This is a genomic window from Rugamonas sp. DEMB1 (genome assembly GCF_029834475.1).
GTDB classification, from domain to species: domain Bacteria; phylum Pseudomonadota; class Gammaproteobacteria; order Burkholderiales; family Burkholderiaceae_D; genus Rugamonas; species Rugamonas rubra.
Genome location: NZ_CP122407.1, coordinates 2,866,798 through 2,888,991, shown reverse-complemented (window position 1 = coordinate 2,888,991; position 22,194 = coordinate 2,866,798). Strand labels below are relative to the sequence as shown.

Genomic DNA, 22,194 nt, shown 5'->3' with positions numbered 1-22,194 from the left:
TGCTGCCGCTTGGCGCCGGCGCGGACCGGGCGGCGATACTTAGTCGATGCCCTGGCTGGTCAGGTAGTCTTCGTAGTTGCCACGGAAATCGATGATCTCGTTTTCCTTGATCTCGATGATGCGGTTGGCCAGCGAGGAGACGAATTCGCGGTCGTGCGAGACGAAGATCAGGGTGCCGGCGTATTTTTCCAGCGCCACGTTGAGCGACTCGATCGATTCCATGTCCATGTGGTTGGTCGGCTCGTCGAGCATCAGCACGTTGTGGCGGCCCAGCATCAGCTTGCCGTACATCATGCGGCCCTTCTCGCCGCCGGACAAGACCTTGACCGATTTCTTCACCTCGTCGCCGCCGAACAGCAGGCGGCCCAGGATGGAGCGCACGGCCTGGTCGTCGTCGCCTTCCTTGGTCCACTGGCCGATCCAGTCGGTCAGGATGGCGCCGTCGGCGAACTCCTCGGTCGGATCCTGCGGCATGTAGCCGACGTTGGCGTTCTCGGCCCACTTGACGCGGCCCTGGTCGGGCTGCAGCTTGGCGGCGTCGCCGGCGATGCAGCGCAGCATGGTGGTCTTGCCGACGCCGTTGGCGCCGATGATGGCGATGCGTTCGCCGGCCTCGACCATGATGCTGAAGTTCTTGAACAGCTGGCGGTCGTAGGCCTTCGAGATGTTCTCGACCTCAACGGCCAAACGGTGCAGCTTCTTCTCGCCCTCGAAGCGGACGAAGGGGTAGGCGCGCGACGACGGCTTGATGTCGTCGACCTTGATCTTCTCGATCTGCTTGGCGCGCGAGGTGGCCTGGCGGGCCTTGGACTTGTTGGCGGCGAAGCGGCGCACGAAGTCCTGCAGCTCGGCGACCTTCTCCTTGGCCTTGGCGTTGTTCGACAGCAGCTGGTTGCGCGCCTGGGTCGAGGCGAACATGTACTCGTCGTAGTTGCCCGGGTAGATCTTCAAGGTGCCGTAGTCCATGTCGGCGACGTGGGTGCAGACCTGGTTGAGGAAGTGGCGATCGTGCGAAATGATGATCATGGTGGAGTTGCGCTCGTTGAGCACGTCCTCCAGCCAGCGGATCGTGTTGATGTCCAGATTGTTGGTCGGCTCGTCGAGCAGCAGGATGTCCGGGTTGGAGAACAGCGCCTGGGCCAGCAGCACGCGCAGCTTCCAGCCGGGCGAGACGTTGCTCATCGGGCCCTGGTGCAGGTCGATGGCCACGCCGGCGCCCAGCAGCAGCTCGCCGGCGCGCGATTCGGCCGTGTAGCCGTCGTACTCGGCCACTTTGCCCTCCAGGTCGGCGGCGGCCATGTAGTCGTCGTCGGTCGCCTCGGGGTTGGCGTAGATGGCGTCGCGCTGTTGCATCGCCGCCCACATCTCGGTGTGGCCCATCATCACCACGTCGAGCACGCGCATCTCTTCGAAGGCGAACTGGTCCTGGCGCAGCTTGCCCAGGCGCTCGTTGGTGTCCAACATCACGTTGCCGCCCGACGGATCCAGATCGCCGCCGAGGATCTTCATGAAGGTGGACTTGCCGCAGCCGTTGGCGCCGATCAGGCCGTAGCGGTTGCCATCGCCGAACTTGACGGAGATGTTTTCGAACAGCGGCTTGGCGCCGAACTGCATAGTGATGTTGGCTGTAGAGAGCATTGTTGTACTTTACCGAATGAAATCATGCTGTTAAGCGGAAAGGCGACATTATACAGCACCGCCCACCCCTCCACAGAGGAATCAGGGACGCAGCAACAGGCGCTCGACGGCGGCGATCTGCGCTTCAGTATAGGCTTGTTGCTGCGGATCGCGGGTCAACAACTCGCCCATCGCCCAGGCGTAGGTCATGCGCGCGCGCAGCGCCGCCTCGTCGGCGGCGAAACCCAGGGCGACCAGCAGCCCGGCCAAAAAGCCCAGGCGCCGCTCGTGCACGCGGCGCAGCACGCCGGTCAGCTCGGGCAGGCGCGCCTCCAGGCTGTGGATGGCCTCGTACAGCCGCACGTCGAGTTCGCCCACCTTGCGCAGCAGAAAGCGCAATTTCTCCGCCGCCCCGCCGGCGCATTGCTGCACGGCCAGGATGACCTGCTCGGTGGCGCGCGCCTCCCAGCGCTCCACCACCGCCAGCATGAACGCGCCGGCGCTGTCGAAGTGCCAATAGAAGCTGCCCCGGCTGACGCCCAGGCGCTTGCACAGCGGCTCCGCCTTCAGGGCCTGCGGCCCCTCGTCGCGCAGCACGGTCAGGCCGAAGTCGAGCCAATCCTCGCGCGACAGACGTTGTTTCCCGACTGGGGCCCTGGGCATGCATGGCGACTCCAAAGACAAGGAAGGGATTCGGGCCGGGAATTATAGCCGATGCCTTAGGTGTTGCAAGCCGTGCAAGTAGCACGTATAGTAAACCATACATACTGTACGGAACAGCGTTCAGAATGCCCGTGCCGGCGCACCGCCGGTCCGTTCCAAGATCCGCAATGGAGAAGTCTATGTTCGCACGCGTCACCCACGTCCAAGCCAAACCCGGCAAACTCGATGAAGTTGTCGCCTTGTATCAGGAATCCGTCATTCCCCTGCTTGAGCAGCAGGACGGTTTCCACAGCACCTTCCTGCTGACCGACCCGGCCAGCGGCAAGGGCATGTCGATCACCCTGTGGAACTCGGAGGCCGCCCGCCTGGCCGGCGACAGCAACGGCTTCCTGCTGCAACAGGTGATGAAGGTGGTGCCCCTGCTGGCGGCGCCGCCGATTCCGGAGGGCTATGTGGCGCTGGTCGCGACGTAATCCGCCCTCACATCACTGAACGAAGCTGACTATTGCGCCAACTCAAACCGTTCAGCCGTGCTTGCCTGTGCAATCGACCATGGTTACACTAAATCGCTAATGGGGGCCCCGTGAAACAGAGCGAGTTTGTCCGGTGGCTTGCCAGGCAAGGGGCAACGTTTGAGGATGGAACAAAACACCTGAGGATCTTCTTAAACGGCGAAATGAGCCACCTCCCCAGGCATCCGGCAAAGGAGCTGAAAGCGCCGCTAGTTGCCGCCGTAAAGAAACAGCTTAAATTGAAATGATCGGCATGTGGATGCCGCGCAATCCCGGCCGCGAATTGAAAGGTCAGCCATGAAATATCCAGCCCAATTTCTCCCAGACACAGGCGGCTTCGTAGTGACGTTCCGCGACATTCCGGAGGCCATCACCCAAGGCGACGATGAGGCGGACGCCATTGCCATGGCGAAAGATGTCCTACTCTCATCGATGGATTTCTATTTTGAGGACAAGCGTCAGGTGCCCATGCCATCGGCCGCGCTTCCCGGCGAACGCCTTATCCCATTGCCGCCAAGTGTGGCGGCGAAAGTACTACTGCTCAACGAGACGCTGGCAAAAGAGTAGCCATACCCAGCGGCTCTTTTCATAGTGCGCGGCGGCGAAAACGCATGTCTGAGTGCAATAAATTCAACGTTGATTTTAAGGTAAGACGTTATACTAGGACCCTTTTATCAACCGACAAGAATCCACATGCCTCACTTCCATCGCCCGGCCTCGGCCTACTTGCTTGCTCTCTGCCTGGCCTCGGCCGCAGCCGCCGCCGCCCCCACACCCACGCCCAATCCCCACCCTTCCCCGACTCTGAAATATCCTATGTGGCGGAAGCATCCTTCGATCCATCTAAGGCGTTTACCGCGACACTTCCCTATCAATTGTGCATCAATGGCAAGATATCAACGCAGCCCCCAACCTTCTATTACCAGGCGCGCACGTTTGACTTCGGCGCCGCCGCACCATTTATCAATCCAAAAACCGGCGTGAACGACCCCTATCTCATACAGGCCTGGAATCCAATGTCGGCGAAGCACGAGAACTATTATGGCTCAGGCCATCCGTACGCGATTCCTGCCGGTGGCTTCCCCGACCATATCGAGAAAAGATTAGACCCGATCATCGACCCCGCCAATCCCAACGCCCCGAAAGAGACTGTGCTGATGATACGCACGGTCAAAGGCGACGGCGTACCCAAACCGGGCAACGGCGTCACCGTGGGCGACCCAGTCCGCTCGCAGTTGGTCAGCTATCCGATACCACCACGCACCCATGCGCGCTGGGACCTGAATGTCGCCTTCGGCGACGGCGGCAAATCCGAGGATAGTAAAAACGCGTGGATAGTCACCCAGTACTCCGACACGCATCCGCTGCTGTTCTGGCAGCTGAAAACGGCCGCCCAAGGTAGCCCTCCGTTATCCGCCATCGTCGACACTGATCCCGACCCCCAAAACCCGGGCAAGCTGGCGCTCACCTTCTGGCGCACCACCGGCCCCAAAATAGACAACAAAGTACCCAGCGAGAAGCTGCTCGTCGTGAAGAATATTTCGCCCGGCACCTACATCCCCATCACCATCGAGGCATTCCTAGACGAGCGCGATACAACGCCCGCCGCGACCGTTCCGCCCACCCCCGCCGGAAAAGGCCGGATCCGGATTGCCGCGGGAGGACAGACAGTCGATTTCATCGGCCCTACCTTGGCACGCGGCGACCTTGAGCACAGCATGGACATTGGCGCCTACGCCTACTTCGACAAGTCCGCCGCCGCCGACTATAAAAGTGAATATACGCGCGCCACGTTCTGGAAAGCGGCGCGCATGGTCGTCTACCCCAAACCGTCAAGCGACACCCGCAGCTTTGCGGCCGCCTGCGCCGGGCAGTAAGAACACCGCAGCGGACTACTGCCGCATCCAGTCGCGCAGCTCGTAGTACCAATAGGTGAGCTGCGCGGCCAGCAGGCCGGCCGGGCCGCCGGTGCTGGGCAGGCCCCACTGCGCGAACTGGGCCAGCGGCGCGCCGTCGCCCAGGATGGCGCGCGCCAGCACCTCGCCTGACAAGGTGGTCGGCGCCACGCCGTGGCCGCCGAAGCCCATGCCGTACCAAATCCCCTCCGGTAGACGGCCCAGTTGCGGCATCTTGTGGCGGCCGTAGCTCATCATGCCGCTCCAGGCGTAGTCGACGCGCGCGCCGGCCAATTGCGGATACACCTTCAGCATGTCGCCGTACAGCAGGCGCGCCACCTCCGGCGCCGAGCGCTCGCGGATCGAAATGCGGCCGCCCCACAGCAGCCGCGTGTCGTTCAAGGGGCGGTAGTAGTCGAAGGCGAAGCGGGTGTCGTAGATCGCCGCCTGGGTCGCCATCGCCGTCGGCAGCCGCTGCCCCAGCGGCTCGGTCACCATCACATAGGTGGCGATCGGCAGGATCGCCCCGGCCAGCTTGGGATACAGCTTCTCGATGTAGCCGCCGCAGCACACCACCACTTCGCGCGCCCTCACCTCGCCCTGCGCCGTGGCGACGCGCCAGCCGGCGCCATCACGCTCGATGCTGGTGGCGCGGCTGTCCTCGCGCACGCGCGCGCCGCCGTCCACCAGCACGCGCGCCAGGCCCTGGGCATACTTGAGCGGATGAAAATGGAAGGCGTTGGCTTCGAACAGCGCGCCGAAATAGCGCTCGCTGCGCGCCAACTCGGCGAAGTCGGCGCGGCCCACATGCTGCCACTCGACGCCCAGTTGCTCCGCCATGAAGCGGCGCTGCTGGTCCAGAATGCGGTCGTCGTCGAACCAGTTGGCCAGATAGACGCCGGCGTTGGTCGCCTCGCAGGCTATGGCGTAGCGCTCGATACGGCGGCGTATCAACTCCACCGCGTCCAGCGTCAGCTGGTATAGCTGCTTGCCGCCGGCCGCGCCGGCCGCCGCCAGCAACCCTTGCTCGCCGAGTGAAAAGCCGCCGAAGACAAAGCCGCCGTTGCGCCCGGAGGCGCCGTGGCCCACCGTTTGCGCCTCCAGCAGCAGCACGTTGCGCTCGCCGCGCTCCAGCAAGGCCAGCGCCGTGGACAGGCCGGCGAAACCGCCGCCGATCACGCAGATCGCGGCCTCCTCCGTGCCGGACAAGGCCGCGTACCGCTCGCCGCCGGCGGTGGCGCGGTAGTAGCTTTGCTCCGGCGCGGAATCAGCCATGAGCCAGCGTCGGATAGTCGCTGATGCGCAGGTCGAAGCCCTCGGCATCGGACACCAAGTGCCCCATGCCGCCATACGGCAGCGTGGCGCGTTCCTTGATGTGGCCGAACGGCAGTCCGGTCAGCACCGGGATCGGCAGGCGTTCGCGCAGATAGGCCAGCATGGCGTCGAAGTCGTAGCCGTTGTCGGCCGGCGTCAAACGGTAGTTGGAGATATCGCCCAGCAGCAGCGCCTGTTGGCCGTCCAGCGCGCCGGCGTACAGCAGTTGCAGCACCATGCGCTCGATGCGGTAGGGATGCTCGTTGATGTCCTCGACGAATACGATGCCGCCCTCGATCGGCGCGAAGTACGGCGTGCCGAGCAGGTGCACCAGCATCGACAGGTTGCCGCCCCACAGCTTGCCGCGCAGGTCGACCAGCGGATTGCCGGCCGCCGTGCCGCGCACCTGGTGCTGCGGTCCGCGCAGGCAGTCCCAGAACTGCTTCAAGGTGTACTCGACCGGCTCCTCGCGGATGAAGTCGTCGCACATCATCGGCCCGGCGAAGCTGATGCGGCCAGTCTCCTTCATCAGGCCCATGTGGAAGGCGGTGAAGTCGCTGTAGCCGACGAACAGCTTGCCGCTGTCGGCCATGGCGCGGAAGTCGATCTGCGGCAGGATGCGGCTGATGCCGTACTGGCCGCGCAGCGCGATGACGATCTGCGCCTGCGGGTCGGCGGCGGCGGCGTTCAGCTGCGCCAGCCGGCCGGCGTCGCTGCCGGCGAAGCGTTGGAATTTCTCCGCGGGGTCGTAGTAGTTGTGGACCCGGAAGCCCTGCGCCTCAAGGCGGCGGATGCCCATCTCCAGTGCCGCCTGGTCCTGCGCGTAGCCGCCCGGTGCGGCGATGGCGATGCCGATGTTGGATGTGCTCAAAAATGTCTCGATCAAAGGTGGATGTCGCGTCCCCCGGTGGGCGCCTGCGCCGCCGGGGTTCTGGTCTGCGGCTCCATCTTACCGTGCAGGTGGCCGTCGATCAAGGCAAGCAGGCGCTCGATCAACTGCGGCGGCAGGTCGTGGCCCATGCCCTCGATGACGTGCAGGCGGGCGCCGGCGATGGCCCGCGCCGTGTCGACGCCGCAGGCCACCGGCTCAGCAACACCGGGGTGTCGCGCGGATCGCCGCTGGTCTCGTAGACGAGGCGGATGCCGTTCGCCTGCACACTGGCCATGGCCGCCCTCCTCAATACCAGCCGAACAGCGCGCCCGGCGCGGACGCCCGCTGCGGATCGCGGAACAACAGCTTCTTGATGCCGGCCTGCGGCGCCTGGTGGAAGCGGCGCCAGGCGCCCTCCGGCTGGGCCAGGCGGTCGGCCACGGCGTACAGGGCGACGGGATTGGCGCCCATGCCGAAATGGCTGGCGTGCACCTCGATGTTCTCCGACAGCGCCGTCTCCTCCTCCAGGCTGCACTGCCAGGCCACCACGCCGTCGCTGCGGCTGAAGATCGAGGTGGTCGGCACGGCGGGCCGCTGGCGCAGGGCGGCGAAGCGGGCGGCGTCCAGGTCGCGGTCGCCGGAGACCAGCTGGTAGACGCGCCAGGCGTTGGTGCCGCCCGGACCGGCGCCGAAGGGCGCGCCCAGCGTGACGACGCCGCGCGTGTCCTCGGGCAGCATCTTGGCGATCTCGCGGGCGTACACGCCGCCCAGGCTCCAGCCGACCAGGCTGACCTTGCGGCCGCCGTCGGCGCGCAGCCGGCGCACGCGCTCGACGCAGGCCTCCAGCACGCCGGGCCGTGGGCCGACGTTCAGGCCCGCCCCCAGGCGTGCACCGCGAAGCCCTGCGCCGCCAGGAAGCGGCGCAGCGGCAGCGTGCTCAGGTCGCCGGCGGCCAGGCCGGGAAACACCAGCACCGGATGGCCGTCGCCGCGCGGCGCCTTGCGCATCAAGGGATAGCCGGCCAGGCCGGCGGCCAGCTCCCACGGCGCGCGCAGCTCCAACGCCATGCGCAACAGGCCGGGCGCGGCAGGCGTGTTCAACTCCTTGGTGTCGCTCATTTTGGGTGCCATCGACGCTCCTGAACAGAGATGTCGAGCATACCATTTTTGCCGCGCGCACGGCGGCCGGAGGCCGCCGCGCCGGGCCGGTCAGCCGCCGCCGGGCGGGGCCGCATTGACGGCATTGGCCGCGCGGCGCGCCTCGGCGGCGGCGGCGCGGCGCGCCGCGAAGAAGCTCTTCAGCATGGCGCCGCACTCGTCGGCCAACACGCCGCCGACCGCCTCGGCGTGGTGGTTCAGCTGGCTCGGCTCGAACAGGTTGAGCACCGAGCCGCACACGCCCGTCTTCGGGTCGCTGGCGCCGAACACCACCCGCGCCAGGCGCGCGTGCATCATCGCGCCCGAGCACATCAGGCAGGGTTCCAGCGTCACGTACAACTCGCAGCCGGGCAGGCGGTAGTTGCCCAGCACCTCGGCGGCGGCGCGCAGCGCGACGATCTCGGCGTGCGCCGTCGGGTCGTGCTTGTCGATCGGCTGGTTGAAGCCGCGCGCGATGACCACGCCGTCCTTGACCACCACCGCGCCGACCGGCACCTCGCCGAGGTTCCAGGCGTGCCGCGCCTGTTCGAGCGCCTCGCGCATGAAGGCCTGTTCCTGCGCCGTGGCCTGGTGGGGCGCGACCACAGTGGCAGCCGGCTCAGCGGCGGTCGCCGCCGCGTCCGCGCGCATCTCCATCTCAGGCATCGGTGATCTCGGCCCAGCAGTTCGGCGTCTCGTGCAGCACCAGCTTGTGCAGGTGCAGGCCGGTGCCGAAGCGGTCCTTGTAGGCCGCCTTGAGGATGTCGAAGGCGATCCGCGCCAGGTTTTCCACCGTCGGGATGCGGTCGATGGTGACCGTCTTGTGGCCCGGCAGCGTGGCCAGGAAGTCGCGCACCACGGCGTCCTTCTCGTAGACCAGGAAGGCGTGGTCCCAAACGTCGACCAGGTGCTCCTTGGCCAGCGCCTTGATGTCGGAGAAGTCCATGATCATGCCGTTGTCGGAGTTGCCCTCGACCGAGATGACCTCGCCGGTCAGCGTGATCTCCAGCGTGTAGCGGTGGCCGTGCAGGTTGCGGCACTGGCTCTTGTGGTCGGGGATCCGGTGGCCGGCGTCGAATTCAAGCTTGCGTGTGATGGTCAGCATTGTTAGGGTATCTGTAATAGTTTGTGGGTTTGCAGGCTCAGTTTCCAGGTCGGATTGCGCTTGCAGGTCTCGATCGCCAGGGTGGTGTTGAACGCGGCCAGCGGCCCGTCCATCGGCTGCACGAAGAAATGGTCGAACTGCAGGCCCTCGTAGGCCGCCAGGTCCTGGCCCGTCTGCGGCACCACGACCTTGATCTCGCTGCCCTTTTGGACCACCAGGGTGGACCCCATCTTCGGGCTGACGCAGACCCAGTCGACGCCGGCCGGCACCGGCAGCGTGCCGTTGGTCTCGATGGCGATCTCGAAGCCGGCCGCGTGCATCGCCTCGATCAGCGCCGCGTCGAGCTGCAGCAGCGGCTCGCCGCCGGTGAAGACGACATACTTGTTGGCCGGATAGGCGGCCGGCCACAGCCCGTCGATGCGCGCGGCCAGCGCGGCCGGCGTGGCGAACTTGCCGCCGCCGTCGCCGTCGCTGCCGACGAAGTCGGTGTCGCAGAACTGGCAGACGGCGCCGGCGCGGTCGCTCTCGCGGCCGGTCCACAGGTTGCAGCCGGAAAAGCGGCAGAACACGGCCGGCCGCCCGGCGTGGGCGCCCTCGCCCTGCAGCGTGTAGAAACTCTCTTTGATGCTATAAGTCACGGTGATTCCTGGTAGCGGGTCGACCCGCGCGAACGCGCAAAAGCCGATTGACAACCCTCTATTATATGCTGCGCCGGCCGGCACCAGGAAATCGGCGCATTTTCGCCACAGCCGGGACCGCCAAACCGCGTGCCGGCCGGCGTATTTGACTTTGCGCAATGCTGCCGAAAAGCAATCACGTTATGGTCACACAGAGGACGGCGCTCCGTCCCCGCGCCCACATCGGGAGATGCCATCATGACAGCCATTGCGCACGCGACAGTTCCGGCCCGCGCCGCCGCCCTCCTCGCCGCCGCCAGCCACGCCGCCCAGGCCGCCCAGGCCGCCGCGCCGCCGGCGCCGGCCGGCGCGCCGCCGGCGCTCGGCGCGCTGCTGCTGGCCGCCGTCGCCGCCCTGCTGGTGGCCGCCCTGGCCCTGCTGTGGCGCCGGCGCCGCGACGACGGCCGGCTGGCGGCGCTGCGCGCCAAGCTGGCCCACGAGCTGCACTGCCGCGCCGTCGCCGAGCAGGCCCTGCGCGCCGCCCACCGCCAGCGGAGCCGGCAGGCCGCGCTGCCCGAGTGCATCCGGGACGGCGAGCGGCGGCGCATCGCCCGCGACATCCACGACGACCTCGGCCAGAACCTGCTGACGCTCAAGCTGGAGCTGTCCGCGCTGCGCCAGGCCAGCGCCGGCCAGCAGGCGCTGCTGGCCCAGCTCGAGCGCATCGAGCGCCACCTCGAGCTGAGCATCGAGTCGATGCGCGCCATCGTCGACGAGCTCAGCCCGTTGGGCCTGGAGGCCGGCCTGGCGACGGCGCTGCGGCGCCAGGTGAGCGAGTTCAGCCGCTTGAGCGGCATCGACTGCCAGCTGCAGGCCGACGCGGCGGCGCTCGAGGCGGCGCCCGACGAGCAGCGCGACGCCATGCTCTACCGCGTGCTGCAGGAGTCGCTGTCGAACATCGTGCGCCACGCCCGCGCCACCCAGGTGCACATCGCGCTGGGCCGCCAGGCGCGCAGCCTGACCATGACGGTGCGCGACAACGGCATCGGCATGCCCGGCGCGCCGGCCCGCGGCCTGCTCGGCATGCAACAGCGCGTCACCCAGGCCGGCGGCCAGTTCAACATCGCCAGCCGGCCCGGCCAGGGCACCGCCCTGTCGCTGTCGCTGCCGCTGGCCGAGGCGGGCGCCCTCTGAGCCGGGCCGGCGGCGAACCCTTGCGCCCGCGCAAACACGGGCCACGCCGGCGCCAGCACAATTTGTTGTCGCCGGCCATCGTCCCCGCCCGCGCCCCGCTCCAGGCGCCGGCGGCCCGCCCACCACAAGGATTGAGAATGAACAACAGCCAGAAGGCCCAGCACCTGATGCCGCCCGCGCCGGCCGACCAGCAGCACGGCTTCGCCCTGAAGCTGATGGAGCTGCTGGTGGTGCCGACCTTCGTCATCGACACCGACTGCCGCGTGCTGATCTGGAACCGCGCCTGCGAGCGCCTGACCGGGGTGCCGGCGGCCGAGGTGCTGGGCACGCGCGAACACTGGCGCAGTTTCTACCAGGAGCAGCGCCCGACCCTGGCCGACCTGGTGGCGCAGGGCCGCAGCGGCGAGATCCACACCATGTACGACCGCCAGGCCCACCGCAGCGAGGGCGGCGACAACCTGTGCGCCGAGACCTGGTGCGACATGCCGCGCATCGGCCGGCGCCGCTACCTGGCGGTCGACGCCAGCCCGGTCTGCGGCGCCGACGGCGAGCTGATGGCCGTCGTCGAGACACTGCGCGACATGACCGACGAGAAGACCGCCCAGGTGGCGCTGCAGCACCTGGCCACGCGCGACGGCCTGACCGGCCTGGCCAACCGGCGCTGTTTCGACGAGACCCTGCTGGCCGAGTGGCAGCGCGCCACCCGCCAGCATCAGCCGCTGTCGCTGCTGATGGTCGACGTCGACAACTTCAAACAGTACAACGACGCCTACGGCCACCTGGGCGGCGACCAGTGCCTGCAGCGCATCGCCGGCGCGGTGGCCGGCGAGATGCGCGCCAACGACCTGGTGGCGCGCTACGGCGGCGAGGAGTTCGCCGTGATCCTGCCCAACCAGTCGCTCAAGGGCGCCGCCATCGTCGCCGAGCGCATCCGCCGGCGCGTCGAGCAGCTGCACCTGCCCAACCTGGGCAGCGCGCAGCACGTGGTGACGGTGAGCATAGGCGCGGCCACCGCGCTGGCGGCGCCCGACACCGAGCCCTGCCTGCTGGTGGCCACCGCCGACGCCGCCCTGTACCGCGCCAAGCACATGGGGCGCAACCGCATCAGCCTGCCGGTCAGCGAGACCTGCTAGGGCCCGCTAGCGCCGGCTCAACCACCCCATGGCACATAGTTGAGCGCCTCGGGCATCACGCCGACCAGCGCGGCGACGTACTCGGCCGACTCGGAAAAATTCACCAGCAGCGCCTCGCGCGACACGCCGATGGCCAGCGCGTGCACCTGCCAGGCCAGGCCGGCGGGGTCGGGCGCGCGGTTCAGCACGTGCTGGTACAACTGGGTCACGTAGGCGTCGTCGCTCAAGTTGCTGCCATAGCGGGTTTGGAACTCCAGGCTGTTGATGAAGCCCAGCGCCACCGAGGTCAGCGCCACGCCGGCGTCGAGCTTGGCGATCCAGAAGCCCAGCCCGGCGTCGTCCGGCGCGCGCGCCAGCGCCGCGCCGTACAGCCGGTAGGCCTGGCCGGCGTGGCCGTCGGCGTCGAGCGCCAGGGCGGCGTCGGCGAAGCGCAGCCGCTCGACGCCGCTCAGCGTGTCGACCCCGCCGTCGCCGACGCGGTCGCTCACGGTGAAGCCGGCGGCGCCGCGCGCCACCGAGAAGCCGGACCGCGCGCCGGCATAGACCAGCGTGTCGACGCCGCCGCCGCCGTCGACCAGCTCGGCACCGGCGCCGGCCCGCAGGACATCGTCGCCGGCGCCGCCGGTGAGCGCCTGGCCGAGGGCGTCGACCTGCAGGGTGAACTCGTCGACGATGGCGCCGGCGCTGTTGTCGGCGAGCACGCGCAGCGTCAACACGCCGGCGTCGGCGGCCGCCGGCGTGCCGGCGAACAGGCCGGCGGCGGCGTCGAAGGCCAGCCAGGCCGGCAACGCGGCGCCGCCGGCCTGGCTGGCGCTCAGGTGCACCGCCTGGCCGTTGCCCTGCGCGTAGCCGGCGCCGGCCAGGTCGAGCTCTGAAGCCGGTGCCGATCTGCACGCGCTGGTCGGCGATGGCCGCCGCCTGCTGCGGCAGGTCGCCCAGGTCGACGCTGCGGTCGGCGAAGCGCAACTGCTCGATGCCAACCAGGCGGTCGCTGCCCTCGCCCTGCACGCTCCACACCCCGCCCGCGACGGACAGGCGGTAGGCCGCCATGGCCTTGCCGAACACCACGCTGTCGCCGCCGGCGCCGCCGTCGATGACGTCGTCGCCGCCGCCCTGGTAGATGGTGTCGCCGCCGGCGCCGCCGCCCAGCGTGTCGCCGGCGTCGTTGGCGTAGATCACCGCGCCGCCCGAGCCGGCCAGCGCCTTCTCGATCACCACGTTGTAGGCGATCGAGATGTTCCCGTAGTCGAAGCCGCTGGAGCTGAAGTGGCCGGCGCGCAGGTCGATCGTCACATAGTCGCGGCAGGCCGAGAAGTCGAAGGTGTCGAACCCGCCGCCATCCCAGACGCACTGCGGGGCGCTGCTGGCGTCGAAGCGGTAGACGTCGGCGCCGCTGTGGTAGCCGGTGTTGGCGCCGTACAGGTACTGGATCGCCTGGATGTCGTACAGCATCGGCGTGGTGTTGTACAGCCCGGTCATCTCGTGGCCGTTGCCCTCCGGATAGGCCATCAGCGTGTAGTCGGTGTTGTCGAACTCGCCGGGCAGGAACGGCCCGGCGACGCTGCCGCCGGTCGAGTTGTAGTCGCCCGGGTGCTTCAGCCCCAGCGTGTGCCCCAACTCGTGCAGCAGCACGGTCGGGCCGTAGCTGCCCAGCGTGAACACCGAGTTGTAGTGGGCGTCGTTGTTGGTGTACAGCGTGACCGGGCCGTAGCCGGTCGGCATGTAGGCGTAGCCGCCGCTGGCCTTGCCCTGGTCGTTGGTGGCGATCTGGATGTCGCCGAAGCCCGACATCTTCTCGGTGAACGTGATGTTGGCCACCGCCGCCCATTGCGCCAGCGCCTCGCGCACCGCCGCCTTCTGCTCGCCCGACATGGCGAGGAAACCGGCGCGGTCGTCCGCGCTGGCGTCGTAGGGCGCGCGCGCCAGGAAGCTATAGCTCAGCGCCACCGGCGTGTGGGCCTGCTTGTTCCAACTGCTATAGACCAGCGCATCGATCGTGTTGTTACCGGTAATTAAGCCCATTGTACTTTCCCAAAAGAAATAGTTACTTTCGCGATAATAACATGTTCCGGCCCTGTTCTTTCCGGGCGGAATATTCTATTCCGGCGGCCGCCTCGCCCGCGACGACGAGCGGGCCCATTCCAAGCAAGGAGCACGCGTGTCAACCCGCATCCGTACCTGCGCCCTGGCGCTGGCCCCTTCGTGCACATGATGTTCCGCGGCACCAAGGACTACCCGCCCGAGAAGTGCCAGGCCGTCATCACCAAGGCCGGCGCGCGGCAGAACGCCGACAGCAGCGACGAGCTGACCAACTACCACACCACCTTCGCCAAGCAATAACCCGGAGACCGTGCCCAAGGTCGAGGCCGACCGCCTCCAGCACCTGTCCTACGGCGAGGACGCCTTCAAGACCGAATCGCGCGCCGTGCTCGGCGAGTATAACAAGAATAGCGCAAATCCACGCTCCAGGCTGTTCGAGGCGGTGCGCGACGCCGCCGTACAAACGGCTGGTGCAGGACGAGCAAAAAGTGGACCAGCTCTACGACCACACTCCGGGCAGGGTCGATCCGACCCTGCCACCATAGTCGCCCGTGTAAAGAAAATCGACGACGCGGTGTATGTGCGCGGCGCCATCCTGCGCACCGTCGCCCGGCTGCGCGGCCCCCCCGGTCGGCTCGGCCCTGTTCCCCATGGCCGGCAGCTTCAGCGAGCAGGTCGACAAGGAGATGACCGCCTTCACCGCCAGCAGCCACAAGGACAACTGGCGCCGTTTCAACGCCATCGCCCTGCCGCAGCCGCTCTCGCCCGGCTTTCAAGGCGTCGGCGCCTCGACGCCGCGCGCCGTCAATCGAAGGGATTGTCGACCGTGTCCACGACCGGCGGCGCCAGCTTGGCCGGCAACTCGGCCCGCTCCAGCTTGGCCAGCACCTCGCCCAGCAAGCGGTGCAGGGCGCGGGCGTGGGCCAGGCCCGCCTGGTCCATCGTCAAGTCCACGTCGCCGCTCAGGGTGACGCGGTCGACCCGGTTTTCCACCATCAACCTGCCGATGTTGAGCACATCGGCCTCGTTGGCGAACGGTACGAATTTACCCATGCTGCCCTCCCCTTAGCGTTTGGCCTTGCGTTGCCGAATATTCGGCAGGCGCAACACGGTGTCCTTCTGCTGCGCAGACAAGGACGGTAACAGATTGATGCCGATCCTGCTTTCCAGTTCGGCGATGCTCAGCACCTGGTAGTCGGTGGTCGACTTGTTCTCGATGAAGTAGGCGGCGCCGGCACGCTGGCGCGGGCTGTACACCACCTTGTACAAATGGCTGGGCACCAACACCTTGCCGATCTTTTGCACACTGCCGCCGATGAAGGCCGGCCCGGTGATCACGTACAGGTCGCCCTCCTTGAGCGCCATCTTGCGCACCGCGCCCTCGATGCCGGCCCAGATGTGGCGGTTGTTGTCGCCGTCCTGCGGCACCATGTTGGCCAGCGTAAAACTCTGGTGCTGGCTCGCGCGGTCCGGCATGTCGCCGTTCGGCGCCATGTGGCCCCGGTCGAAGCCGCTGCGGGCGTAGTCCGACAACTCGGCGCGCTGGCCGGCCGGCAACTGCGGCTCGGCGTGGAAGGAGTTCTCCCGCGATAAGTTAGCTGCGCGGCGGCAAGGTTGCCCGCCGTCAAATGTTCGGCCGACCACAGCGGCGTGCGCGTCAGGCCCGAATGCATGACGCCGAACACGCCGTAGCACAGCTCGGTCGTGGCGGCGGCCATCTTTTGGTTTTGGATCTCGGGCAGGCGGCCGCCGACGTAGTGGGCCGGGCAGTCGCCGGCGGCGGCCAAGCCGGCCGCCAGCAGGCCGCACGCCAACAAGGCGGCGGCGATGGTTTTTTGCATCATAAGTCCCTGGATGTCGCGTTGATGGTGGGCGCGGCCTGTTGATTCAGGCCAACGCAGCGGCATTCTAAGGGACACTAGTCATTTGCAACAAACCCCGCGCGATTGAATCGGCCGCCGCGCCGGCCCCAGCCCGCCGTCCAGCGCCGCCGCCCGACCGAGCTGAGCCGAATTCGTCCGCCGGGCGTCGCGCGCTGCAGACATATTTGCCGTTTTCGTCCGACTTTGCCTTGCACGCTCTTGCCGTCCGGTATGATGTGTTATTCATAAAAAATTCTGGGGCATGGTTTGCGTTTTCCCGTCGTCAGGCAACTAGTCGAACCGGCCCTGCCGTTCATCGCCAGGTGTTGGCGGACCTTGCCGGCATTGCTGTTGTTTTGCCAATGTTGCGGCGCCTTCGCGGCGGCGGCCGGACCGGTGAAGGCGCTCAGCCAGTACAAACTGGACGGATGGCAAACCGAGCAGGGTTTGCCGCAGAACGCCGTGTCGGCGCTGCAACAGACCAGCGACGGCTACCTCTGGGTCGGCACCCTGGGCGGCCTGGCCCGCTTCGACGGCGTCCGCTTCACCACCTTCGACCCCGCCGAGTTCGCCGACATCGCCTCGCTGCCGGTGATGGGCCTGATGCAGGACGCCCAGGGCACGCTGTGGATCGGCCACAACAAGGGCGCGGCGCGCTACCGCGACGGCAGGTTCGAGCGCGCCTTCGCCGCCCCGGCCAAGGCCGACCAGCGCGTCTGGTCCTTCGCCCAAGACCGCGCCGGGGTGGTCTGGGCCGCCACCAACCACGGCCTGGCGCGCTGGGAAAACGGCCGCGCCACCTTCTACGGCAAGGCCGCCGGCCTGCCCACCGAACGCCTGCGCGCGCTCGCCTTCGACCGCGACGGCGTGCTGTGGATCGGCACCTCGGGCGGCGGCCTGGTGTCCTACTCCGCCGGCCGGTTCCGCGTCTTCAACCCGGACAACGGCTTCCCCCACCTGCAGGTGCGCGCCGTGCTGGCCGACCCGGCCGGCGGCGTCTGGGCCGCCACCGCCGGCGGCGGGCTGGTGCGCGTGCGCCAGGGCCAGTTCAAGACCTACACCGTGGCCGACGGCCTGCCCACCGACCAGTTGACCGCGCTGGCGCGCGACGCCCGCGGCCAGTTGTGGATCGGCACCTGGGGCGGCGGCGTCAGCCGCATGGTCGGCGAGCGCTTCAGCTCCCTCGCCGGCGCCAACGGACTGGCCGGCGACCATGTCTGGTCGCTCCAGGCCGACGCCCATGGCGAAGTCTGGGTCGGCACCTGGGTCAGCGGCCTGGTGCGCCTGCACGAGCGGCCGTTCGACTGGCTCGGCGTGCCGGAGGTGCCTGTCCAACGACAATATCCGTTCCGTGCTGCACGCCCGCGACGGCGTGACCTGGTTGGCGACGGCCGGCGGCGGCCTCAACCGCATCGAGGGAAACACCGTCACCACCTTGGGCAAAAAACAGGGCCTGCCGTCGGACGAGATCTCCAGCCTGCTCGAAACGCGCGACGGCGCGCTCTGGGTCGGCAGCTACACCGCCGGCGCCGCCCGTCTGGCGCGGGGCCGCGTCGCCGTCTACGGCGCCGCGCAGGGCCTGCCCAGCGCCGAGGTGCGCGTGCTGTTCCAGGACCGCCGAGGGACCGTCTGGGCCGGCACCCAGTCCGGCCTGGCCCGCTTCACCGGCGCCGGCTTCGTCCCGGTGCGCGAGGCCGGCGCGCCCACCGGCAGCGTGGCCGCCATCGCCGAGGAGCGCGACGGCACGCTCTGGTTCGGCACCGCCGGCGAGGGCCTGGCGCGCTACCGCGGCGGCGTGTTCAAGACCCTGGGCACGGCCGACGGCCTGCTGTCGAACTGGATCATGTCGCTGCACCTGGACAGCGCCGGCAGCTTGTGGATAGGCAGCAACGGCGACGGCCTGAACCGCCTGCGCGACGGTCGCCTGAGCAGCATCCGCCCGGCCGACGGCCTGTGGGACGGCACCTGCCTGGGCATCCTCGAGGACGGCGCCGGCCAGCTGTGGGTGACCAGCAACCGGGGCTTCTTCCGCGCCGCGCTCAGCGACCTCAACGCCTTCGCCGACGGCCGCGCCGGCAAGGTCGCCAGCACCGGCTACGGTCCCGGCGACGCCATGCGCAGCACCACCTTCGCCGGCGGCCTGCAGCCGGCCGGCGCGCTCGACCAGGCCGGCCGCCTGCTGCTGCCGTCCACCAGGGGGCTGGTGATCGTCGACCCGCGCCGCCTGCCGCCGGCCGAGCGGCCGCCCGGCACGCGCCTGGAACGGGTGCTGGTGAACGGCGGCGGCGGCGGCCGGCCGGCCACCGCCGGCCTGACGCTGCCGCCGGGCGCCGCCACGGTGGCCATCCAATACAGCGCGGTGACCCTGCTCGACGCCGAGCGGGTGCGCTTCCGCTACCAGATGGAGGGCTTGACGCGCGACTGGATCGACGCCGGCATGAACCGCGAGGTCTCCTTCCCCGCCCTGTCGCACGGCGTCTATCGTTTCCGCGTGCGCGCCTCGCTGGACGGCAAGCGGTGGAGCGAGCCGGGGCCGGCGCTGGCCATCGTCATCCAGCCCTTCTTCTACGAGACCGCCTGGTTCGCCGTGCTGCTGGCCGGCGCCACGCTGGCCGTGCTGCTCGGCCTGTTCCGCCTGCGGCTGCACCGCCTGCGCCTGCGCCAGGTGCGCATGGAGCGGCTGGTGGCGCAAAAAACCGAGGCGCTGCGGCAGGCCAACGAACACTTGTCGCGCCTGTCCTTCCTCGACGGCCCGACCGGCCTGGCCAACCGCCGCCGCTTCGACGAGGTGCTGCGCGAGGAATGGAGCCGCGCCTGCCGCGCCGGCACGCCGCTGGCCCTGATCATCGCCGACATCGACTATTTCAAGCGCTACAACGACGCGCTCGGCCATCCCGAGGGCGACCGCTGCCTGGCCGCCGTCGCCGGCGTGCTGATCAGCCATGCCCGCCGCGCCGCCGACCTCGCCGCTCGCTACGGCGGCGAGGAGTTCGTCATGCTGATTCCCGGCGTCGACCAGGCCGCCGCACTGCTGGTCGCCGAGTCCCTGCGCGCCGCCTGCGAGGCGCTGGCGATCGCCCATCCCGATTCGCCGGCGGCGCCGGTGGTCACGCTCAGCCTGGGCGTGGCGGTGTGTCTGCCGTCGAACGAGGCGGCGATGCCGTCCCTGCTGCGCGACGCCGACGCGGCGCTCTACCGCGCCAAGCACGAGGGGCGCAATCGGGTCCGCGGCTAGGCGCCGCGCTGGCGCCGCCCAGCCGCCGGAACCGTACAGCGCCGGGCCGTCGTCAACCCGGCAGCAGATGCCTGAAGGTCGGCTCGATGTTTTTCGCGTGCAGGAATCGCACGATATCCTCCAGCGTGGCGTCCTTCAACAACAAGCCGTCCGGCGCCACGGCGCGTTGCGCCACCGCCACCGCCGCAGGCGTCGTCTCGACGCCGGGCGCCGCACCTTGCGCTCGCCGCAGCGCCTCCATGGCGTGCAGGAACTGCGCCGTGGCGATGCTGTGCAAACCCTCCAGGAAGGCACTCTGCGCGGCGAACGGCGGCGCCATCTCCAGCCCCGACTCGTCGGCGAAGGAGGCGCCCAGGCCCGGATGGATGAACGCCGCCCACCTGCCGCTGGCCTGGTGCAGACAGGGCGGCAACTCGACCGGCGCGGCGGCCGCGTCGGGCCGCAACGGCATGTCCGGGAAGTGGGCGGTGTGCAACAGCTCGAGGAACTGTTGTATCTGTGCCACGGGCGCCGGCGTCTCCAGCGACAGCCACAGCGCGTATCCGTTGGCGCCGGAAATGCTCACCGCCGGCGCCGGCAGGCCAAGCTGGACCTGCAAGGCTTGCGCCACCTCGCACAAGCGGCGCCAATGCTCGCCGTCCTCGCGATCGGCGGTTTTGTCGAAGGGGATGACGATGCCGCGCGCCAGACCGTCGTCACCGCTTAGACTGATGGCGTGGCTGCTCTGCCCCAACATGTTCTGCGCCAGCAACTGTGGTGACAGCGCGCCCGCCGGCAGGTATAAGCGGCTCAATTCCGAAATCAATTTTTGCATCTATTTCCTCAAAGTCAGACCAGGCGGGGCCGCTTGCCGCCCGCGCGGCGCACCTATCTCCCCGGTCGATCCCGCCATTCTGACACAGGGGCAATCGCCGCAGGACGGACGGCCCCGGGGCAGCGTCCCAATCGACGTCGGGCGGGCGGAAACGGCCCGCAAAATCCTGCCATCAGGACATTTCTTTTGCCGAATTGATAAATCGACTGTTTGCGCCGGAAACAATTGATACAATTCGATGCTTGTGTTGCGCGCCGCCGCCGTCTAGCCTGATCCAGGCATCGCCCGCCGGCCAGGCCCGGGCATCACTATTATCGAAACGAAAACACCACGATGTCGCATCCAAATCTACAGTTCGAACCGCTGCCAAGTCCGCCCAGCGACAAGGCCTTGCTGGCCTGGCGCAAGGACGCCGGCTGGCCCGCCTCGGCATCCACCGAGCGGCAGCACCACCCCGAGGGCCGGGTGCAATGGGTCAGCGTGCGGGCCGGCAAGCAACGCGCCGGCATCGCCATGCTGGAACTGGCGCCGCCGGAGTTTTGCTATGTTGCCGATATGATTCTCGCCAGCCAATTCAGGCGGCGCGGCATCGGCAGTTGGTTCCTCGCCGCGATCGAGCAATACGCCCTCGGCCACGGCAGCAAGCGCCTGCTGCTGCGCCCGGAGGCCGGCACCGAGGCGTTTTACGCCGCCCGGCAGTTCGTCAGCGACCCGTATGTGCCCGGCTTTCTGAAAAAAGATTTGCCTATCCTCCAGCGCAAGATGTTCATCGCCAAGCCAGGCTGAACCCTTGCCCGTCGACTAGCCGCCGGGCTGCTCGCGCTGCCGCAAACGGCGCAACTGCGCCGCCTGGTAGGCGGCGAAGCCGTCGTTGAACAGGCAACGGATCAAGGGATCGTCGAGCACGTCGGCCGCCGCGAGTTGCGCCTCGATCTCGGCGCCGAACACCACGTCGTTGATGCGCATATACATCGAGGTGAGCGACTCGCCCAGCGCCAGCCCGGCATACAGTTTCGCCATCGGAATCTCGGTGGTCCAGGCCAGCGGTTCGGCGGCCTGCTCCAGGCGCTCGATGGCGTCGCCCTCCAGCCGGTAGTGGAAATGGCGGCCCGCGCCGGCATGGTCGTAGACCGACAGGCGCCACAGCCGGGGCGATGCGAAATAGCTGTCTTCCGGCAATTCCATCTCGCGGTATTTGTCCAGCAGGCCGGCCTGGCAATACGCCAGCACCAGTTCGGTTTGCTCTGGCGTCAAGGCCGCAAAGCGGCAAGCGATGGACGCCGTGCTCGGCGCCGCCAAGTCCGCCCGGTACTGGTAGTCGACCTCCTGCTCGCCGACCGGCGACACCCAACTCAGGGGCGCGGCCGGCCGGATGCTGTCGCGGTCCAACACCATCGACACCGACGGGTTCAGCCTGACCACCCGCGTCTTCGGCAGCGCCGCCTCGACCTCGCGCTGGAACTGCCGGTAGGTGACCGGGAAGAAGGCCTGGTTGTACCAGGACCAGGGCTCCTGCACGAATTGGCAGGAACTCGGCACCACGTAGCGCGGATCGAGTACCGCCAACTCCTCCAGCCAGTCCTCCGGCACGGTCGGCGCCGCCGGCTCGGCCCGCGACGGCGACAGCACGGCGATCTCGCGCATGGTTTGGAACGGCCACAGCACCATGTCCCACGGCGCGAACTTGGCCAACTCGGTCAGGGCGTCGGGCGAAATCCAGGAATCGACGACGTTGAGCACGTTCAAGCCGGCCGCCCTGACCTGGAACATCGAATCGACGTCCGCGTCGAGCGCCTCGCGCGGAATCACCTCGAACGGCCCGACCCGCACCGGCTGGTTGACCCGCAGCGGCTGGACGTTGACGAAGCCCAGCTCGCGCAGCATCGCGAACAACTCGTCGAACAGGCAGTAGAGATAGATCGGCGTCTCGCGGTGCAGTAGATCCAGGCTCTCCAGCGAGCAATGGTCGTCGTGGAAGTGGGAGATGAACACGGCCGCCAGCTTCAGCTCGCGGATCTGCGCGTGGTCGAAGCGCACGTCGGGGAAGGCGTGGCAATTGCGGCTGAAGGGATTCTCGAAAATCGTGTCGAAGGCGATCAGCGTCTGCTCGCATTCGAAAACGTAGCCGGCGTGGAGGATGCGGGATATTTTTAGTGTCATGGCTTCGGCTGTATTGGGGGCGGTTC

General features: G+C 68.1%; 24 protein-coding genes and 3 pseudogenes. 10 read left to right on the top strand and 17 right to left on the bottom strand.

Annotation, left to right across the window (positions count from 1 at the left end):
• Positions 1 to 39 precede the first annotated feature (39 nt).
• Positions 40 to 1,638, bottom strand: coding sequence for an ABC-F family ATPase (locus QC826_RS13080; RefSeq protein ID WP_093389623.1), 1,599 nt, complete (start codon positions 1,636 to 1,638; stop codon positions 40 to 42).
• 81 nt (positions 1,639 to 1,719) lie between these two features.
• The gene (locus tag QC826_RS13075; protein WP_279765990.1) at positions 1,720 to 2,280 is read right to left on the bottom strand and encodes a TetR/AcrR family transcriptional regulator; all 561 of its coding nucleotides are present in this window, start codon (positions 2,278 to 2,280) and stop codon (positions 1,720 to 1,722) included.
• A 179-nt stretch (positions 2,281 to 2,459) separates the two neighbouring features.
• Here QC826_RS13075 and QC826_RS13070 point away from each other — a divergent pair, with 179 nt between their 5' ends.
• The 3 genes from QC826_RS13070 to QC826_RS13055 all read left to right on the top strand — a co-directional run bounded on the left by QC826_RS13070 (position 2,460) and on the right by QC826_RS13055 (position 4,669).
• Complete coding sequence (locus QC826_RS13070; RefSeq protein WP_279765989.1) at positions 2,460 to 2,753, top strand: antibiotic biosynthesis monooxygenase family protein; 294 nt, start codon at positions 2,460 to 2,462, stop codon at positions 2,751 to 2,753.
• Between the two features lie 336 nt (positions 2,754 to 3,089).
• The gene (locus QC826_RS13060) at positions 3,090 to 3,359 is read left to right on the top strand and encodes a type II toxin-antitoxin system HicB family antitoxin (RefSeq protein WP_313872863.1); all 270 of its coding nucleotides are present in this window, start codon (positions 3,090 to 3,092) and stop codon (positions 3,357 to 3,359) included.
• 251 nt (positions 3,360 to 3,610) lie between these two features.
• On the top strand, positions 3,611 to 4,669 hold the full coding sequence (locus tag QC826_RS13055; RefSeq protein WP_279765987.1) for a hypothetical protein: 1,059 nt from the start codon (positions 3,611 to 3,613) through the stop codon (positions 4,667 to 4,669).
• Positions 4,670 to 4,684: 15 nt separating this feature from the next.
• Here QC826_RS13055 and QC826_RS13050 read toward each other — a convergent pair whose 3' ends face one another.
• The 8 genes from QC826_RS13050 to queE form a co-directional block, all read right to left on the bottom strand.
• Complete coding sequence (locus tag QC826_RS13050) at positions 4,685 to 5,962, bottom strand: NAD(P)/FAD-dependent oxidoreductase (RefSeq protein WP_279765986.1); 1,278 nt, start codon at positions 5,960 to 5,962, stop codon at positions 4,685 to 4,687.
• Positions 5,955 to 6,872 carry a muramoyltetrapeptide carboxypeptidase gene (gene ldcA / locus QC826_RS13045; RefSeq protein WP_279765985.1) on the bottom strand — a complete coding sequence of 306 codons (918 nt, stop codon included), beginning with the start codon at positions 6,870 to 6,872 and terminating at the stop codon, positions 5,955 to 5,957. Before ldcA ends, QC826_RS13050 begins: the two co-directional genes overlap by 8 nt.
• 11 nt (positions 6,873 to 6,883) lie before the next feature.
• Entirely contained in the window at positions 6,884 to 7,084 is a 201-nt protein-coding gene (locus tag QC826_RS13040) for a hypothetical protein (RefSeq protein WP_409567811.1), read from the bottom strand.
• A 94-nt stretch (positions 7,085 to 7,178) separates the two neighbouring features.
• The gene (locus QC826_RS13035) at positions 7,179 to 7,721 is read right to left on the bottom strand and encodes an alpha/beta hydrolase (protein ID WP_313872862.1); all 543 of its coding nucleotides are present in this window, start codon (positions 7,719 to 7,721) and stop codon (positions 7,179 to 7,181) included.
• Between the two features lie 20 nt (positions 7,722 to 7,741).
• Positions 7,742 to 8,002 carry a hypothetical protein gene (locus tag QC826_RS31270; RefSeq protein WP_313872861.1) on the bottom strand — a complete coding sequence of 87 codons (261 nt, stop codon included), beginning with the start codon at positions 8,000 to 8,002 and terminating at the stop codon, positions 7,742 to 7,744.
• A gap of 78 nt (positions 8,003 to 8,080) precedes the next feature.
• Entirely contained in the window at positions 8,081 to 8,659 is a 579-nt protein-coding gene (gene tadA, locus QC826_RS13030; protein WP_279766471.1) for a tRNA adenosine(34) deaminase TadA, read from the bottom strand.
• A 7-nt stretch (positions 8,660 to 8,666) separates the two neighbouring features.
• Positions 8,667 to 9,113, bottom strand: a complete 447-nt coding sequence (gene queD / locus QC826_RS13025) for a 6-carboxytetrahydropterin synthase QueD (RefSeq protein ID WP_093389617.1) — start codon at positions 9,111 to 9,113, stop codon at positions 8,667 to 8,669.
• Positions 9,114 to 9,115: 2 nt separating this feature from the next.
• Positions 9,116 to 9,751: a 7-carboxy-7-deazaguanine synthase gene (gene queE / locus QC826_RS13020; protein ID WP_279765984.1), complete on the bottom strand. Its 636-nt coding sequence runs from the start codon at positions 9,749 to 9,751 to the stop codon at positions 9,116 to 9,118.
• A gap of 237 nt (positions 9,752 to 9,988) precedes the next feature.
• Here queE and QC826_RS13015 point away from each other — a divergent pair, with 237 nt between their 5' ends.
• Positions 9,989 to 10,924 carry a sensor histidine kinase gene (locus QC826_RS13015; RefSeq protein ID WP_279765982.1) on the top strand — a complete coding sequence of 312 codons (936 nt, stop codon included), beginning with the start codon at positions 9,989 to 9,991 and terminating at the stop codon, positions 10,922 to 10,924.
• 137 nt (positions 10,925 to 11,061) lie between these two features.
• Positions 11,062 to 12,057: a diguanylate cyclase gene (locus tag QC826_RS13010; protein ID WP_279765981.1), complete on the top strand. Its 996-nt coding sequence runs from the start codon at positions 11,062 to 11,064 to the stop codon at positions 12,055 to 12,057.
• A gap of 17 nt (positions 12,058 to 12,074) precedes the next feature.
• Here the strand turns inward: QC826_RS13010 and QC826_RS13005 are convergent, their stop codons facing one another.
• Both QC826_RS13005 and QC826_RS13000 read right to left on the bottom strand, forming a co-directional pair.
• On the bottom strand, positions 12,075 to 13,037 hold the full coding sequence (locus QC826_RS13005; RefSeq protein ID WP_279765980.1) for a DUF4214 domain-containing protein: 963 nt from the start codon (positions 13,035 to 13,037) through the stop codon (positions 12,075 to 12,077).
• Positions 13,038 to 13,122: 85 nt separating this feature from the next.
• Positions 13,123 to 13,875, bottom strand: a pseudogene (locus QC826_RS13000) (M10 family metallopeptidase C-terminal domain-containing protein); the annotation flags it as partial.
• Between QC826_RS13000 and QC826_RS12995 the strand changes: the two are divergent.
• Both QC826_RS12995 and QC826_RS12990 read left to right on the top strand, forming a co-directional pair.
• Positions 13,829 to 13,969 carry a hypothetical protein gene (locus tag QC826_RS12995; protein WP_279765979.1) on the top strand — a complete coding sequence of 47 codons (141 nt, stop codon included), beginning with the start codon at positions 13,829 to 13,831 and terminating at the stop codon, positions 13,967 to 13,969. The pseudogene QC826_RS13000 and the gene QC826_RS12995 sit on opposite strands and share 47 nt — an antisense overlap.
• Before the next feature lie 296 nt (positions 13,970 to 14,265).
• Positions 14,266 to 14,397: an insulinase family protein gene (locus QC826_RS12990; RefSeq protein ID WP_279766470.1), complete on the top strand. Its 132-nt coding sequence runs from the start codon at positions 14,266 to 14,268 to the stop codon at positions 14,395 to 14,397.
• 199 nt (positions 14,398 to 14,596) lie between these two features.
• On the opposite strand, the gene QC826_RS12985 is transcribed toward QC826_RS12990, so the two are convergent.
• From QC826_RS12985 to QC826_RS12975, 3 genes and pseudogenes are all read right to left on the bottom strand, one after another.
• The gene (locus QC826_RS12985; protein ID WP_279765978.1) at positions 14,597 to 14,839 is read right to left on the bottom strand and encodes a hypothetical protein; all 243 of its coding nucleotides are present in this window, start codon (positions 14,837 to 14,839) and stop codon (positions 14,597 to 14,599) included.
• A gap of 62 nt (positions 14,840 to 14,901) precedes the next feature.
• Positions 14,902 to 15,150, bottom strand: a complete 249-nt coding sequence (locus QC826_RS12980) for a hypothetical protein (protein WP_279765977.1) — start codon at positions 15,148 to 15,150, stop codon at positions 14,902 to 14,904.
• A gap of 12 nt (positions 15,151 to 15,162) precedes the next feature.
• A pseudogene (locus tag QC826_RS12975) lies at positions 15,163 to 15,941 on the bottom strand (DNA/RNA non-specific endonuclease).
• Positions 15,942 to 16,355: 414 nt separating this feature from the next.
• Here QC826_RS12975 and QC826_RS31610 point away from each other — a divergent pair.
• Positions 16,356 to 17,195, top strand: a pseudogene (locus QC826_RS31610) (two-component regulator propeller domain-containing protein); the annotation flags it as partial.
• A 115-nt stretch (positions 17,196 to 17,310) separates the two neighbouring features.
• A complete protein-coding gene (locus QC826_RS12965) occupies positions 17,311 to 19,194 on the top strand; it encodes a diguanylate cyclase (RefSeq protein WP_279765975.1) in 1,884 nt (627 codons plus the stop codon).
• A 52-nt stretch (positions 19,195 to 19,246) separates the two neighbouring features.
• Here the strand turns inward: QC826_RS12965 and QC826_RS12960 are convergent, their stop codons facing one another.
• Positions 19,247 to 20,008: a hypothetical protein gene (locus QC826_RS12960; protein WP_279765974.1), complete on the bottom strand. Its 762-nt coding sequence runs from the start codon at positions 20,006 to 20,008 to the stop codon at positions 19,247 to 19,249.
• A 333-nt stretch (positions 20,009 to 20,341) separates the two neighbouring features.
• Between QC826_RS12960 and QC826_RS12955 the strand changes: the two genes are divergently transcribed.
• A complete protein-coding gene (locus tag QC826_RS12955) occupies positions 20,342 to 20,794 on the top strand; it encodes a GNAT family N-acetyltransferase (RefSeq protein ID WP_279765973.1) in 453 nt (150 codons plus the stop codon).
• Positions 20,795 to 20,809: 15 nt separating this feature from the next.
• Here QC826_RS12955 and QC826_RS12950 read toward each other — a convergent pair whose 3' ends face one another.
• The gene (locus QC826_RS12950) at positions 20,810 to 22,168 is read right to left on the bottom strand and encodes an MBL fold metallo-hydrolase (protein WP_279765971.1); all 1,359 of its coding nucleotides are present in this window, start codon (positions 22,166 to 22,168) and stop codon (positions 20,810 to 20,812) included.
• Between the last annotated feature and the right edge of the window lie 26 nt (positions 22,169 to 22,194).